Source organism: Pseudochrobactrum sp. B5, assembly GCF_001939785.1.
Lineage (GTDB): Bacteria > Pseudomonadota > Alphaproteobacteria > Rhizobiales > Rhizobiaceae > Pseudochrobactrum > Pseudochrobactrum saccharolyticum.
This window is the reverse complement of sequence record NZ_MOYL01000006.1, coordinates 110,569-125,168: the sequence shown is the minus strand read 5'-3', so window position 1 is coordinate 125,168 and position 14,600 is coordinate 110,569. Positions and strand designations below refer to the sequence as shown.

14 protein-coding genes are annotated in these 14,600 nt (G+C 52.2%); 5 read left to right on the top strand and 9 right to left on the bottom strand.

Going from position 1 to position 14,600, the window contains the following annotated elements; translation table 11 throughout:
• The first annotated feature begins 57 nt into the window (after positions 1-57).
• The 4 genes from BKD14_RS16255 to BKD14_RS19385 all read left to right on the top strand — a co-directional run bounded on the left by BKD14_RS16255 (position 58) and on the right by BKD14_RS19385 (position 1,843).
• On the top strand, positions 58-720 hold the full coding sequence (locus BKD14_RS16255; RefSeq protein WP_075657257.1) for a GntR family transcriptional regulator: 663 nt from the start codon (positions 58-60) through the stop codon (positions 718-720).
• A gap of 172 nt (positions 721-892) precedes the next feature.
• On the top strand, positions 893-1,177 hold the full coding sequence (locus tag BKD14_RS16250) for a hypothetical protein (RefSeq protein ID WP_139316454.1): 285 nt from the start codon (positions 893-895) through the stop codon (positions 1,175-1,177).
• A gap of 140 nt (positions 1,178-1,317) precedes the next feature.
• On the top strand, positions 1,318-1,617 hold the full coding sequence (locus BKD14_RS16245) for a DUF883 family protein (protein ID WP_075657355.1): 300 nt from the start codon (positions 1,318-1,320) through the stop codon (positions 1,615-1,617).
• 79 nt (positions 1,618-1,696) lie between these two features.
• Positions 1,697-1,843 (top strand): hypothetical protein, encoded by a 147-nt coding sequence (locus BKD14_RS19385; RefSeq protein ID WP_175576125.1) that lies wholly within the window; start codon positions 1,697-1,699, stop codon positions 1,841-1,843.
• 84 nt (positions 1,844-1,927) lie between these two features.
• Here the strand turns inward: BKD14_RS19385 and BKD14_RS16240 are convergent, their stop codons facing one another.
• From BKD14_RS16240 to BKD14_RS16210, 7 genes are all read right to left on the bottom strand, one after another.
• A complete protein-coding gene (locus BKD14_RS16240; RefSeq protein ID WP_022709897.1) occupies positions 1,928-2,335 on the bottom strand; it encodes a F0F1 ATP synthase subunit epsilon in 408 nt (135 codons plus the stop codon).
• A 176-nt stretch (positions 2,336-2,511) separates the two neighbouring features.
• The gene (gene atpD, locus BKD14_RS16235) at positions 2,512-3,993 is read right to left on the bottom strand and encodes a F0F1 ATP synthase subunit beta (protein ID WP_022709896.1); all 1,482 of its coding nucleotides are present in this window, start codon (positions 3,991-3,993) and stop codon (positions 2,512-2,514) included.
• Positions 3,994-4,010: 17 nt separating this feature from the next.
• A complete protein-coding gene (locus tag BKD14_RS16230) occupies positions 4,011-4,901 on the bottom strand; it encodes a F0F1 ATP synthase subunit gamma (RefSeq protein ID WP_022709895.1) in 891 nt (296 codons plus the stop codon).
• 22 nt (positions 4,902-4,923) lie between these two features.
• On the bottom strand, positions 4,924-6,453 hold the full coding sequence (gene atpA / locus BKD14_RS16225) for a F0F1 ATP synthase subunit alpha (RefSeq protein ID WP_022709894.1): 1,530 nt from the start codon (positions 6,451-6,453) through the stop codon (positions 4,924-4,926).
• Complete coding sequence (locus BKD14_RS16220; RefSeq protein ID WP_022709893.1) at positions 6,453-7,013, bottom strand: F0F1 ATP synthase subunit delta; 561 nt, start codon at positions 7,011-7,013, stop codon at positions 6,453-6,455. The genes atpA and BKD14_RS16220 overlap by 1 nt, the downstream gene beginning before the upstream one ends.
• Positions 7,014-7,544: 531 nt before the next feature.
• A complete protein-coding gene (locus BKD14_RS16215) occupies positions 7,545-7,934 on the bottom strand; it encodes a DUF4345 family protein (RefSeq protein WP_022709892.1) in 390 nt (129 codons plus the stop codon).
• Between the two features lie 152 nt (positions 7,935-8,086).
• Positions 8,087-10,276, bottom strand: a complete 2,190-nt coding sequence (locus BKD14_RS16210; protein WP_075657255.1) for a primosomal protein N' — start codon at positions 10,274-10,276, stop codon at positions 8,087-8,089.
• Between the two features lie 213 nt (positions 10,277-10,489).
• On the opposite strand from BKD14_RS16210, the gene fsa reads away from it, so the two are divergent.
• Positions 10,490-11,143 carry a fructose-6-phosphate aldolase gene (fsa, locus tag BKD14_RS16205; RefSeq protein WP_075657254.1) on the top strand — a complete coding sequence of 218 codons (654 nt, stop codon included), beginning with the start codon at positions 10,490-10,492 and terminating at the stop codon, positions 11,141-11,143.
• A gap of 214 nt (positions 11,144-11,357) precedes the next feature.
• On the opposite strand, the gene lptE is transcribed toward fsa, so the two are convergent.
• Positions 11,358-11,939: an LPS assembly lipoprotein LptE gene (lptE, locus tag BKD14_RS16200; protein ID WP_075657253.1), complete on the bottom strand. Its 582-nt coding sequence runs from the start codon at positions 11,937-11,939 to the stop codon at positions 11,358-11,360.
• Positions 11,926-14,541, bottom strand: coding sequence for a leucine--tRNA ligase (gene leuS, locus BKD14_RS16195; protein WP_075657252.1), 2,616 nt, complete (start codon positions 14,539-14,541; stop codon positions 11,926-11,928). The genes lptE and leuS overlap by 14 nt, the downstream gene beginning before the upstream one ends.
• Positions 14,542-14,600: the final 59 nt, after the last annotated feature.

The window sequence follows — 14,600 nt, the reverse complement described above, 5'->3', positions numbered from 1 at the left end:
CTTGCCGCAAATTCTGCCGGCAGCAGAACTGCTATCAAGAACAAGGATAAAGCCTTTATGTCAGGGCAGTCAGACTATTCCGACGACCAGCAGACCGTAACCGCACTCAGCCTCTCGGATCAGGCTTACCGGTTGCTCGAACGCCATATTGTTACACTGCAGCTGCAACCGGGAAGTGTTACCAATGAACGTGTCCTGATCGAGCTCACCGGCATGGGCAGAACACCGGTGCGCGAAGCTATCCAGCGGCTGGCATGGGAAGGCCTGATGGAAGTGCGGCCGCGCTCGGGCATTGCGATTACGGCCCTTGACCCTAAGGATTTCACCAAGGTTCTGGATGCCCGCGAAGGTGTCGAACAAATTCTTTGCCGCGATGCAGCGCGTTATTCCGGTGCTTATGAGCATGAGAAACTGCGCGAAGCTGCGGTCATGATGAAGCAAGCCGCCACAACACAGGATATCCCGTTATTTCTGGACGCCGATAAAGCGTTTGATGAAGTTCTTGGCAGCGCCTCACTCAACAACTATGCCACACGTCTGGCCGCGCCTCTGCAAAGCCACAGCCGCCGCTTCTGGTTCCGCCTGCGTCGTGACAACAGCCTGCAGGATTCTTCAACCGCCCATACGCAGATGATTGATGCAATTGTCTCCCGCGATGAAACAGCCGCCATTGAAAGCGCAAAACAGCTCATCGCCTATCTGCGTACACTCACCCCATAAGTGCCGTAATTGCTGCCGATAAGCCTGCATCATCTCCGAAAGGCTTATCGGCTATATGTTTGTTTTTAATTCGCATTTTTCATTCAAATTATTAGCAGCACCTTGCCTGCTATTCCTGTTCAGCAGTACCGGTTTTACGCAAACAGCTGAGAGTGATTATCAGGGACCGGTTGTGACCAGCTGCAAGACCATTGGCACCCTTGCAGCCAAATGGGACAAAACATCCGAACAATGGCCGGAAATTATCCTGCAGGCAAAAGTCAAAGCTGTACATGAGGCCAATCCGATTGCCGTAACAGAGCTTTGCCCGAACCAGAGACTGCAAGTCATCTGTCTTGAATATGACAATAGTGCATTGAAAGCCGGAGATCATGTGAAAGTCAGCGGGATGCTGACCAACAGCTTTGAGGGTGGTGTAGTGATTGACCCCTGCTCCACCCGCTTGCAGCAGGACTAAGTTCCTCCTATTCGGCTGGGAAGACAGGCAATTTATTAAACTCAGGAACTTATTTCGCGCTGCATCGTTATCTCTTTGAATAGTTTTCTGAACCGGAAGATACCCGTCTCCGGTTTATGGCCATCACACAAGGAGATCCTATGGCTTCCAAATTGCGTAATGATGCAGAAAAGACATTTGAAGACCAGATTGCGGAACTGAAAAGCGAACTGGCTTCGGTGACCAAGAAACTCTCCGAGCAGGGTTCTGCATTTTACGATGATGCCCGCGAGAATGCATCCCAAACCTATGAGACTCTCCGTAAACGCGGCCGCGTTGCAGCAAGAGAGGTCAGACATCAGGCACAGGTCGTGACCGAAACAGCCAAAGAAAATCCTTTGGCAACCGCCGCGCTTGTCGCTGGTATCGGTCTGGTGCTGGCTCTGTTAGCCCGCCGTTAAGATCGTAGCTTTCAGCAAGACAGAAGTGATCCCTGTAATACACGGGGATCGCTGAAAAACACTGCATATCTGAGGTCTTATGAATAAAAACGGATTATATATTCTGCTCGGAGCGCTCATTGTAATTATTATCGGCTTTTCGATTTACACCTATCAGCAGGAATCCAAACCCAAAGGTGTCGAATTGAAAATCGGTGAGCAAGGCCTATCGATTGAACAGAACTGATTTTGTAAATCTATTGAGATACAAAAAAACCGCGATAAATTTATCGCGGTTTTTTTATAATCAAAAGGCTGTAAACGCGCTGCATTATGCAGGCAGAATAGCGCCTTCAAGAGTTGTCAGTTGATGCAGGAACAATTCTGCAGCAGTGCGATGCTCCGGTGAAGCAGCATCATCAATCAGTTGACGTGCATGTTCGATGCGGGCAGCAATATCTTCACGCTTAACTTCATCAATATGAAGTGCGGATTCTGCCAGCAATGAGCAACCTTCCGGAGTAATGTCAGTGAAGCCGCCGAAAACGATATAAGCATCGCTCTTACCGTCAGCAGTTTTGACTGTTACTTTACCGGGAATAATGGTGGTCATCAAAGGAGCATGACCGGCCAGAACTGTCAGATAGCCTTCGCTACCGGGAATGACCACTTCGCTCACTTCAGCAGAGAGCAACAGGCGTTCCGGTGATACCAGTTCGAATTTGAAGGTTCCAGCCATGATTCTCACTCAAATTTCCTGAACAAGCTGCTCTAGAGCAGTGTTCCGGCGTTGAATTCTATAGGTCAGCGTATCGAAACAACGCTGTCAGTTTTAACTGTTTTACAAGAGGGTCTGAAGAGACACACCTGTTGTAAGAACGGTCAGGCAGACCAAAGCCTGCCTGACCAATCACATTAAGCGGCCTGTGCCAGCTTCTGTGCTTTTTCAATCGCTTCTTCAATCGAACCGACCATGTAGAAAGCTGCTTCAGGCAGGTGATCGTAATCGCCTGCGCAAAGGCCTTTAAAGCCTTTGATTGTATCCTGAAGATCAACCAGTTTACCTGGCGAACCGGTGAAGATTTCAGCCACGAAGAACGGCTGGGACAGGAAGCGCTCGATCTTACGGGCACGGGTCACTGTCAGCTTATCTTCTTCAGACAATTCGTCCATACCAAGGATGGCGATGATGTCCTGGAGCGACTTGTAGCGCTGCAGAATTGACTGAACCTGACGGGCAGTCTCGTAATGCTCTTCACCAACGATCATCGGGTCAAGCATACGGGATGTTGAGTCAAGCGGATCAACCGCAGGATAAATACCCTTTTCAGCGATCGAACGGTTAAGAACCGTAGTCGCATCCAAGTGCGCAAAGGAAGTCGCAGGCGCAGGGTCAGTCAAGTCATCCGCAGGAACGTAAATTGCCTGCACCGAAGTGATCGAGCCTTTGGTTGTGGTGGTGATGCGTTCCTGCATCGCGCCCATATCCGTTGCCAGCGTAGGCTGATAGCCCACAGCGGAAGGAATACGGCCGAGAAGCGCGGACACTTCCGAACCAGCCTGTGTGAAGCGGAAAATGTTATCCACGAAGAACAACACGTCCTGACCGTCATCACGGAAGCTTTCAGCGATCGTCAAACCGGAGAGAGCAACACGGGCACGCGCACCTGGCGGCTCGTTCATCTGACCGTAAACGAGAGCTGCTTTCGAGCCTTCGCCGCCACCCAGCTTGTTAACGCCGGATTCGATCATTTCGTGATAGAGATCGTTACCTTCACGGGTACGCTCACCAACACCGGCGAATACCGAGTAACCACCGTGGGCTTTAGCCACGTTGTTGATGAGTTCCATGATGAGAACGGTTTTACCAACGCCCGCACCGCCGAACAGACCAATCTTACCACCTTTAGCGTAAGGGGCGAGAAGATCCACAACCTTAATACCGGTTACCAGAATCTCGGATTCAGGTGACTGTTCGATATATTCAGGAGCCGGCTGGTGAATACCGCGGGTCGCAGCAGTCACGATCGGACCAGCTTCATCAACTGGTTCACCGATCACGTTCATGATACGGCCGAGTGTTTCAGGCCCTACCGGAACGCGGATCGCATCGCCGGTATCACGTACTTCCTGACCGCGAACCAGACCTTCGGTCGAGTCCATAGCAATGGTACGTACTGTATTTTCGCCAAGATGCTGAGCAACTTCCAGAACGAGACGGTTACCGAGGTTGTCGGTTTCCAGCGCGTTCAGGATCAGAGGCAGATGATCATCAAACTGGACGTCGACGACAGCGCCGATGACCTGCTTGATACGGCCGACTGCACCAGATGCAGCCTCGCCGGACTTAGCCTTTGCCGTGGTCTTGGTAGTTTTCGGTGTCGCTGCTTTAGCCATCGATCCTTACCTTCCGATTAGAGCGCTTCCGCGCCCGCAATAATTTCAATCAGTTCTGTGGTGATCTGAGCCTGACGCTGACGGTTATATGTGATCGACAGCTTGTTGATCATATCGCCCGCATTACGCGTTGCGTTATCCATCGCGCTCATTTTTGCGCCCATTTCACCGGCCACATTTTCAAGCAGAGCGCTGAAAATCTGGACAGAGATGTTGCGCGGCAGAAGATCGTCAAGAATAGCAGCCGCATCCGGCTCATATTCATAGATCGCACCACCAGTAGAAACCGCTTCCCCAGCATCACCAGCCCCGCCATTGGCAGATGCCGGAATAAGCTGCTGAGCAGTCGGAACCTGATTAATCACCGACTTGAACTGCGAGTAGAACAGTGTCGCAACATCAAATTCGCCCTTGTTGAAAAGCGCGATCAGTTTGCGACCGATCTGGTCGGCATTGGCGAAACCAAGCTGCTTAACTTCGCGCAGATCAACGTGATCGATGATCTGACCACTAAAGTCACGACGCAGAATGTCCGCACCTTTTTTGCCGACAGTAATGATTTTTACTGTCTTACCCTTTGCCAGCAACTGGCGGGCATGTTCACGGGCGAGACGTGCGATCTGCGAGTTGAACCCACCGCACAGACCACGTTCCGCAGTAGCGACGATGAGCAGATGCACATCGTCTTTACCGGTACCCGCCATCAGTTTCGGTGCATCATCACCGCTTACATTCTGGGCAATATTGGCCAGAACTGCACTCATCCGCTGAGAATACGGCCGTGCCGCTTCGGCTGCTTCCTGGGCACGACGCAGCTTAGCCGCGGCGACCATTTGCATCGCCTTGGTAATTTTCTGCGTCGCCTTAACCGAGGCGATACGGTTTCTCAGATCCTTTAGTGAAGGCATCCGTTCATCCCGTCAGAGTTAATCAAGCAAAGTTCTTGGCGAAAGCGTCGATAGCTGCCTTGAGTTTGCCCTTGATTTCGTCGCTGATTGCCTTCTGATCGCGGATCGCATCCAGCACATCTTTGTGCTCGTTGCGCAGCGATGCCAGAAGACCGGCTTCAAATTTGCCAACCTGATTAACAGCCAGCTTATCGAGATAGCCGTTAACACCGGCGAAAATCACAGCAACCTGTTCTTCGGTTTTCAGCGGCGAGAACTGTGGCTGCTTGAGCAGTTCAGTCAGACGCGCACCGCGGTTCAGAAGACGCTGGGTTGCAGCATCCAGATCGGAACCGAACTGCGCAAACGCAGCCATTTCACGATACTGAGCGAGCTCACCCTTAATCGATCCGGCAACCTGTTTCATCGCTTTAATCTGAGCGGCAGAACCCACGCGGGAAACCGACAGACCAACGTTAACAGCAGGGCGGATACCCTGGTGGAACAGGTTGGTTTCAAGGAAGATCTGACCGTCTGTGATCGAAATCACGTTGGTCGGAATAAACGCGGAAACGTCACCGCCCTGAGTTTCAATAACCGGCAGAGCGGTCAGAGAACCTGCACCGAGTTCGTCATTCAGCTTAGCCGAACGCTCGAGAAGACGGGAGTGAAGATAGAATACGTCACCTGGGTAAGCTTCACGGCCCGGAGGACGACGCAGCAGCAGGGACATCTGACGATAAGCAACAGCCTGCTTGGAAAGGTCATCATAACCGATCAGAGCGTGCTGGCTGTTATCGCGGAAATATTCACCGATTGCGCAGCCTGTGAACGGCGCCAGATACTGCAGAGGCGCAGCATCGGAAGCAGTCGCAGCGATAACAACCGAATATTCCAGAGCGCCGCGCTCTTCGAGCACTTTAACGAACTGGGCAACGGTCGAGCGCTTCTGGCCGATCGCAACATAAATGCAGAACAGCTTGTCTTTGTCAGGGCCGTTATCATGGATCGGCTTCTGATTCAGGAAGGTGTCGAGAATGATTGCGGTCTTACCGGTCTGACGGTCACCGATAACCAGCTCGCGCTGACCACGACCAACAGGGATAAGAGCGTCAATGGCTTTCAGACCGGTCGACATCGGCTCGTGAACCGATTTACGCGGAATGATACCAGGAGCTTTAACGTCTACGCGGCGACGCTCGGTTGCAACGATCGGGCCTTTGCCGTCGATCGGGTTACCAAGAGCATCAACAACGCGGCCGAGCAGGCCAGGACCGACTGGAACGTCAACGATGGCGCCGGTACGTTTAACGGTATCGCCTTCTTTAATGTCACGGTCAGAACCGAAAATAACAACACCAACGTTGTCGCTTTCAAGGTTGAGCGCCATACCGCGGATGCCACCCGGAAATTCGACCATTTCACCGGCCTGAACATTGTCCAGACCGTATACACGGGCGATACCGTCACCAACGGAAAGAACCTGACCAACTTCGGAGACTTCTGCCTCCTGGCCAAAATTCTTGATTTGCTCTTTCAGAATTGCGGAAATTTCCGCAGCGCGGATGTCCATCAGCCGACCTCTTTCAGTGCAAGCTTAAGAGAAGAAAGTTTAGTGCGAAGGGAAGTGTCAATCTGACGCGATCCCAGCTTCACAATGAGACCGCCAAGAATCGACGGATCGACAGTGACATTGATTGTCACGTCCTTGCCGGCCACACTCTTCAGCGTCGCCTTCAATTCATTTTGCTGCGCCTGCGTCAATTCGCGGGCAGAAGTCACATCAGCTGCAACTTCACCGCGGCTTTCAGCGGCGATCAGATAAAAAGCTTTGATCATGTCCGGCAATACGAAAAGCCGGCGATTACCAGCAACAACACGCAGGAAATTGCCGACCAGACCGGTGATACCGGCTTTGTCTGCAACTGCGGCGATTGCATGGAGCTGATCTTCAGCAGAGAAGACCGGGCTGTGGATCAGGCGGCGAAGTTCTTCGCTTTCACCGATCATAGCCTCGATGCGGCCAAGATCTTTCTCCACCTGAGCAACGGATTTAGACTCAAGCGCCAGATCAAACAGGGATCCAGCATAGCGCTGAGCAACACCGGAAATGAGCGAAGACGATCCTGTCACGAATAACCATCTCTCTTGGTTGAAATCCCGCTTTTAACGCATAGTTTATCCATGCACAAAAACAGCGATTTTATTGATGTTTTTCAATACCCCCCGATGAAGTGCCGATTTGCACCGCCATCTGTGCCCTGCGGACGACCCGCCTGACTGCATTGAAATTCGAAAGCCGTCTAGCATAGACAATCAGGACTCGCAACACGCGAATCCCGCCGTTTCATGCGCTTTACAGTGCTATTTTGATGCTGCGGACAAGTTTCATGAGCTAAAGTTCATAAGCACTGCAGACTGAAAAAAGCAGAACCGCTTATAATTATTCAAATATAACAATAACTTAAATGAATATGCAGGATGATTTTACCGCGAAGAAAATGCCGGATTATCCAAACAGGCATTTCGCTAACCATTTGCAGAATTCCGGCAAAATTATGCTCACATCATACGATTTTTCTTTGGAGCATAATTCAGCCGCAACTGATTCCCGCTTCAGCCTCTGTCTGACAGATTCTGCTGAAGCGCGGCCTGTTTCAAAAGTCAGGCAACAAAGCCGAAAGCAAAGAGCAACGGGCCTGCGGCCAGCATCAGCTCGACCACAACGGCAATCCAGTTATAAAAACTGTTAGCCTTATCCGACATCATCGAAATCAGACGGCCGAAAAGCACAAAGCCCCAGACGCAACCCAGCGCCATCCATAAAAACGGTTGCGCGAATAACAGGCAGGCCACGCCAAGGCCGATATAAGGCCCTGCAATTGTCGCCCGTACCGATGAAAGAGCATTTGCACGCAGATCAGGCGCGTTGAGACGCAGAATTTTCAGCGAAATTCCCGGTGCAAACATCAGGATCAAACCAAAGAGCAACGTGATAACGCCCACAGTCCATGCCAGCCATTCACCCTGACTTGAAGGTAGATAAAACGCCACGTTACACCTCTTAAAACCGTCGTTGCTTCTCTGTGAGCAGCACCAAACATAACACGATAAGTGAGCTATATTCCTGACTTCGAGCCAAGCAAAGCAAAATTATCGGTTCGCATTGATACCGCTGCCAAGCAAGGCTTCTAAAACTCTGCAAGTTACAGGAAGCTTTGCGGATCAATATCCACCTGCACCCGTAAGGAACCGCGCGCTTTTGGCGCTGCCTGCAGCAATGCCCGCAAATAGGACTGCAGATCAGAACGTTTTGATCCCTGCACCAGCAACCGGAAGCGATGCCGCCCGCGAATCACTGCCAAAGGCGCTTCGGCAGGCCCCAGCACTTCAATCTCGCTATCTCTCGGCGCAGCACGTCGCAATGCACGGGCATGGCTCTCCGCTTCTGCTCTGCTGTCAGCCGAAATAATCAGCGCCGCCAGCCGCCCGAAAGGCGGCAACATACCGCGCTGACGCTCTTCAATTTCCCGTTCATAAAAAGCATGCGCATCACCGGCGATAATGGCTTTCAATACCGGATGATCGGGCTGATAGGTCTGAATGAGACCAACACTTTTACGCCCTGTACGACCTGCACGACCTGTCACCTGATTGAGCAGCTGAAATGTGCGCTCTGCAGCACGCGGATCACCATTGGCCAGACCGAGATCGGCATCAATCACACCGACTAGCGTAATCAAAGGAAAGTTGTGGCCTTTGGCGACCAGCTGGGTGCCGATCACAATATCCGCCTCCCCTTTGGCAATCGCCTCCATCTCCATGCGCAGCCGTGTCACCCCGCCAAGCATATCGGATGACAGCACGATAATCCGTGCATCCGGAAAGGTTGCAGCAGTTTCCTCGGCAATACGCTCCACACCGGGACCGCAAGCCACCAGATGATCCAGCGCCCCACAGGACGGACAGGCATCAGGACTTTTCTCGTGATAGCCGCATTGATGGCACATCAGCTGACCGCGGAAACGGTGCTCAACCAGCCAGCTTGAACAATCCGGACATTGAAAACGATGCCCGCAGACGCGGCACAAAGTCAGCGGCGCATAACCGCGCCGGTTGAGAAACAGCAAAGCCTGTTCTTTACGTTGCAAAACCTGCCCGACAGCTTCCGTCAGAGCAGGCGACAAAAACCGTCCTGTCACGGGTGGCGAACGGCGCATATCGATAGGCTTCAGATCCGGCAAAGCCGCATCGGCATAACGCCCCTGCAACGGCACATAGCGATAGCGCCCCTGATTGGCATTGACCAGACTTTCAATCGACGGCGTGGCCGAGGCCAAAATAACAGGGAATTTGCCGATAGAACCACGCACCACCGCCATATCGCGGGCGTTATAAAACACGCGGTCTTCCTGCTTATAGGCGGGGTCATGTTCTTCATCGACAATAATCAGACCGGGATTAGCAAAAGGCAAAAACAAAGCCGAGCGCGCTCCGGCCACGACTTTGACCGTACCTTCCGCAATCTGCCGCCAGACGCGCTCCCGCTGGCGTGGTGCCAGATCAGAATGCCATTCTGCAGGACGCGTGCCAAAACGGCTTTCAAAACGGTCGAGAAACTGCTGGGTCAGCGCAATTTCCGGCAGCAAGATCAGAACCTGTTTGCCCAACTCGACAGCGCGCGCCACTGCTTCAAAATAAACTTCTGTCTTACCGGAACCGGTCACACCATGCAGCAGCGATACTGAATAGGCTTGCTCTTCCACCGCTTCGACAAGACATTGTGCTGCGCCCTGCTGATCCTCTGACAGATCCGCCTGCCCGTAAAACGGATCAGGTTCACCAACCACCGGCGGCGGCGGGATCATCACCTCTTCGAACAGCCCCTGCGCTTTCAGCCCTTCAACCACGCTGCCGGAGACACCGGCTGCATGGGCAAGGCCGGATTTTGTCCAGCTCAGACCATTATTGGCAACCTCCAGCACTTTTTCACGCGCTGCTGTCAGCCGCTCAGCTTTGCCGCCAATATAGCGCAAGCCCGGAATGAACGGTTCAGGATCGAAAGCGGCCGGTGCACGCAGCACCATTTTTGCCACCATACCGGGCGGTGATAGTGTGTAATCCGCAGTCCAGCGGATAAAGCGCAGCATATCGCGGCTCACCGGCGGGCAGTCGAAAACATGCAGGATGGCTTTCAGTTTTTTAGGATCGACCTGATCGCTCGCATCATCGGTGACAATACCGGCCACTTCGCGCGGCCCCAGTGGCACGCGCACAATTGAACCGGCCTGAACGTCCATTTCCTCAGGAACCAGATAACTATAGGGACGTTCCGCTGGCATCGGTACAAGAACCGGAACAACACGGCGCGTCTTAATCTCTGTTTTCCCGTTCAAAAAATTATCCCGATCAGTTCCGGCATGCTGTTTTCACCGCTATTTTTCACAACTGCACTTAACCGCAAACACTGCTTATATTCAATTCTTGATGAGATGCGCTGTTATTCACCAAAGGCAGTTTCGGTTTATGGAAATATGCGTTAAACAATCCTATCTTTGTCGGATATAATACCGTCTGTACAGCAAGCCCATAACGGAGGATAAGCTGAAATGAAATTCTTTGTGGATACCGCCGATGTCAAAGACATCCGTGAACTCAACGATCTGGGACTGGTTGACGGCGTTACCACCAATCCATCGCTGATCCTGAAATCCGGTGGCAACATCATTGATGTGACCAAGGAAATCTGCTCGATTGTTAAAGGTCCTGTTTCCGCAGAAGTCACCGCAACTGACTATGCAGGCATGATGAAAGAAGCAGCTGTTCTGGCGAAAATCGCCGACAATATCTGCATCAAACTGCCGGTAACGCTGGATGGTCTGAAGGCCTGTAAGGCTCTGACCTCTGATGGCCATGAAACCAACCTGACCCTGTGCTTCTCGGCCAATCAGGCGCTGCTCGCAGCCAAAGCCGGTGCGACTTATATCTCGCCTTTCATCGGCCGTCTTGATGATATCGGTCTGAATGGCATGGATCTGATCGGTGAAATCCGCACGATCTATGATAATTACGGTTTTGAAACTCAGATACTTGCTGCTTCCGTGCGTACCGTCAATCACGTTAAGGAAGCTGCACTGATCGGCGCGGACGTCATCACTGCACCGCCTGCCACACTGAAAGCCCTCGTCAAGCACCCGCTGACAGATAAGGGTCTGGAAGCATTTTTGGCAGACTGGGCAAAAACCGGTCAGTCGATTGCTTAATCAGGCAATATTCGCATGAATAAAAAAGCCCGCTTTTCAGCGGGCTTTTTTAATATTCACGAAACGCGGATATAGAACCTCGGTCAAAAATTGTCAGGCTGTGGCGAAAATGGTGATTTTTGAGCACCGGAACGGAATGTACTTTGAGGTACATGAGTACCGGAGCGCAGGAAATTGCCATTTGCAGCCCAGTCTGGCGGTTTTGGAACAGGTGCTATGGGAGTTTCTGCATATCCTGAGCTAATGATAATACAAGATACTGCGCCAGCTCTTCGGCTGCACGCTGCTGGGCATCACGATGGGCACGCAGGTTCGCAAATTCCTGACGCGGACGGTCATAAGATGAACTGACCTGACGGCGGCCGGTGGCTACAACCTTGCCATCCCTGTCACGCAGCACATAATTTGAGCTCATACGAACCGTACCGGCAGATGCACGGCCTTCCGTTGAATCACCAACATCCACTTCAACAGCAGATTCTGTGCTTGTCGAGAAACCAAGCGCCAGATGATAGGCCGGCTGTGACGGTTCCCCTGCTCCGCCGGACAACCCGAAGATCAGGCGGTTACGCACCGCCTGCGCCGGAATGGAATCCACATCATCCACTTTGATGGTTGCCAGTTTGGTTTTAACACTGGAAGGCACACCGCCGACACCGGCACTGCCACTTGATGAATAAAGCGGCTGCACCGTACAACCGGCAACAAACGCTGACAGGACGAGACCTGTCAGCACTGCCAGCCGCTTTTTGCGGATCGGAGATTTGTCTTTAGTGTGATGATCAGACAACGACATTCACAATCCTCTGCGGTACAACAACGAGCTTTTTAGGCTGACTACCGTTCAACGCAGCCTGAACAAAGTCAAGAGCCAAAACCGCTGCTTGCACTGTTGCCTGATCCGCATCACGCGCAATTGTAATGTCACCACGCTTCTTACCGTTAATCTGTACCGGCAGCGTAATGTCATTTTCAACGAGCAATGCTTCATCAATCACCGGCCAGCCACGGGTAGCAACCAGATCTGTCGCGCCCAGAACCGCATTACACTGTTCAGCCAGATGCGGCATCATCGGTGCAATCATGCTGATGAACATATCTGTCGCTTCACGGGTGGCAGCTTTGGTCACATCATCGGCTTTACCGGCAGCAACAGCCTGCAAAGGTGTGCTCAGCACATTCAGCAGCTCATAAAGACGGGCAATCGCACGGTTGAAAACGATTTTCTCAATATCGTCGCCAACGGCTTTCACAGTCTTATGGGCGGCCTTGGAAATCTGTGCGGCATCACCTTCATAGGCAGCTTTCGGAGCAACACCTTGCAGGTTTTCACCGGCTTCAGAAATCAGACGCCAGACGCGTTGCACAAAGCGATGCGCACCTTCCGCACCGGCTTCTGTCCACACAATGTCGCGCTCCGGCGGACTATCCGACAGAGTGAACCAGCGCGCGGTATCCGCACCATAAGATGAAATAATATCATCCGGATCGACAACGTTTTTCTTCGACTTCGACATTTTTTCAATCGAGCCGATTTCTACCGTTTCACCGGAATCCAGCATGGTTGCCGAACGAACACCGTTTTTGTCTTCGATACGGATTTCCAGCGGCGACACCCACTGACCATTATGCTTATAGGTTTCGTGAACCACCATACCCTGTGTGAACAGACCTTTGAACGGCTCTTCCACTTCCAGATGACCGGCCACTTTCATGGCGCGGGTGAAGAAGCGCGAATAGAGCAGATGCAGGATCGCATGTTCCACACCGCCGATATATTGATCAACCGGCAGCCATTCATCAGCAGCCTTGCGGTCAGTCGGTTCATTTTCCCAAGGAGCAGTGAAGCGCGCAAAATACCAGGATGAATCAACAAATGTATCCATCGTATCGGTTTCACGGCGGGCTTTGCTACCGCATTTCGGGCAGTTGATATGGCGCCAGCTGTCATGACGATCCAGCGGATTGCCCGGACGGTCAAAAGTAACATCATCCGGCAGCTGCACCGGCAGATCATTGCGCGGCACAGGCACGGTTCCGCAGGATTCGCAATGAATCATCGGAATCGGGCAGCCCCAATAACGCTGACGGGAAATACCCCAGTCACGCAGACGATATTGTGTTTTGCGGAACGCCTGCGGCTTGCCATAGAGATCTGTCTTTTCCAGACGATCTGCCACTTCATTAAACGCAGCTTCCGGTGTCATGCCGTCGAGGAAACGCGAATTAATCAGCGTACCTTCGTCGCTATAGGCCGTATCGGTGATTGTGAAGCTTGCAGCATCTGCACCGGCAGGCAGAACAACCGGTGTGACGGTCAGCTTATATTTATTGGCGAAATCCAGATCGCGCTGATCGTGCGCAGGGCAACCGAAGACCGCGCCTGTACCATATTCCATCAGCACGAAATTGGCGACATAGACCGGCAATGTCCATGAAGGATCAAACGGATGCTGAACGCGCAAACCAGTGTCGAAACCTTTTTTCTCAATGGTTTCGAGTGTCGCAACAGATGTGCCATGCTGACGGCATTCAGCAGCAAAAGCAGCCAGACCTTCGTTAGTTTCAGCGAGCTGTTTTGCCAGCGGATGATCGGCAGCAATCGCCACAAAAGACGCACCGAACAGCGTATCCGGACGGGTTGTATAAACCTCAATATCGCCTTCGCGTTCAGCAAGCGCAAAACGCAGCTGCAGGCCTTCCGACTTGCCGATCCAGTTCTTCTGCATCAGACGTACTTTGTCCGGCCACTGGTCAAGCGTATCCAGACCGGCGAGCAGCTCTTCGCTGAAATCGGTGATCTTGAAGAACCACTGGGTCAGTTCACGCTGTTCAACCAGCGCACCGGAGCGCCAGCCACGGCCGTCAACAACCTGCTCATTGGCCAGAACAGTATTATCGACCGGATCCCAGTTGACCTTGGATGTTTTACGGGTCACCAGACCTTTTTCAAACATATCAAGGAACAGCATCTGCTGACGGTGGTAATAATCCACGTCACAGGTCGCAAACTCACGCGACCAGTCCAGCGACAGACCCATGGTTTTGAGCTGACGTTTCATGGTGGCGATATTCTGATAGGTCCATTCTTTCGGATGAACCTTGTTCTGCATCGCCGCATTTTCTGCTGGCATACCGAAGGCGTCCCATCCCATCGGATGGAGAACATTAAAACCGCGTGCGCGCTTATAGCGGGCAATCACGTCGCCCATTGCGTAATTGCGCACATGGCCGATGTGAATGCGGCCGGACGGATAAGGAAACATTTCCAGCACGTAATATTTTTCGCGTGGATCATCATTGGACGTTTCGAAGATCTTGTTTTCTTCCCAGATCTTCTGCCAATGGGCTTCGCTTACGCGCGGATTATATCGTTCGGTTGCCCGTTCAGTTACCATGGCTGTATTTACTCATGCAAAGAGAATGGAATATGTAGTGCGACCTTCATCATGGATTG

Excerpts from the sequence above, each read along its gene's own strand:
- BKD14_RS16245 (WP_075657355.1), top strand. The coding sequence starts at position 1,318 with ATGGCTTCCAAATTGCGTAATGATGCAGAAAAGACATTTGAAGACCAG.
- BKD14_RS19385 (WP_175576125.1), top strand. The coding sequence starts at position 1,697 with ATGAATAAAAACGGATTATATATTCTGCTCGGAGCGCTCATTGTAATT.
- BKD14_RS16255 (WP_075657257.1), top strand. The coding sequence starts at position 58 with ATGTCAGGGCAGTCAGACTATTCCGACGACCAGCAGACCGTAACCGCA.
- BKD14_RS16240 (WP_022709897.1), bottom strand. The coding sequence starts at position 2,335 with ATGGCTGGAACCTTCAAATTCGAACTGGTATCACCGGAACGCCTGTTG.
- fsa (WP_075657254.1), top strand. The coding sequence starts at position 10,490 with ATGAAATTCTTTGTGGATACCGCCGATGTCAAAGACATCCGTGAACTC.
- atpA (WP_022709894.1), bottom strand. The coding sequence starts at position 6,453 with ATGGACATCCGCGCTGCGGAAATTTCCGCAATTCTGAAAGAGCAAATC.
- BKD14_RS16230 (WP_022709895.1), bottom strand. The coding sequence starts at position 4,901 with ATGCCTTCACTAAAGGATCTGAGAAACCGTATCGCCTCGGTTAAGGCG.
- leuS (WP_075657252.1), bottom strand. The coding sequence starts at position 14,541 with ATGGTAACTGAACGGGCAACCGAACGATATAATCCGCGCGTAAGCGAA.
- atpD (WP_022709896.1), bottom strand. The coding sequence starts at position 3,993 with ATGGCTAAAGCAGCGACACCGAAAACTACCAAGACCACGGCAAAGGCT.
- lptE (WP_075657253.1), bottom strand. The coding sequence starts at position 11,939 with ATGTCGTTGTCTGATCATCACACTAAAGACAAATCTCCGATCCGCAAA.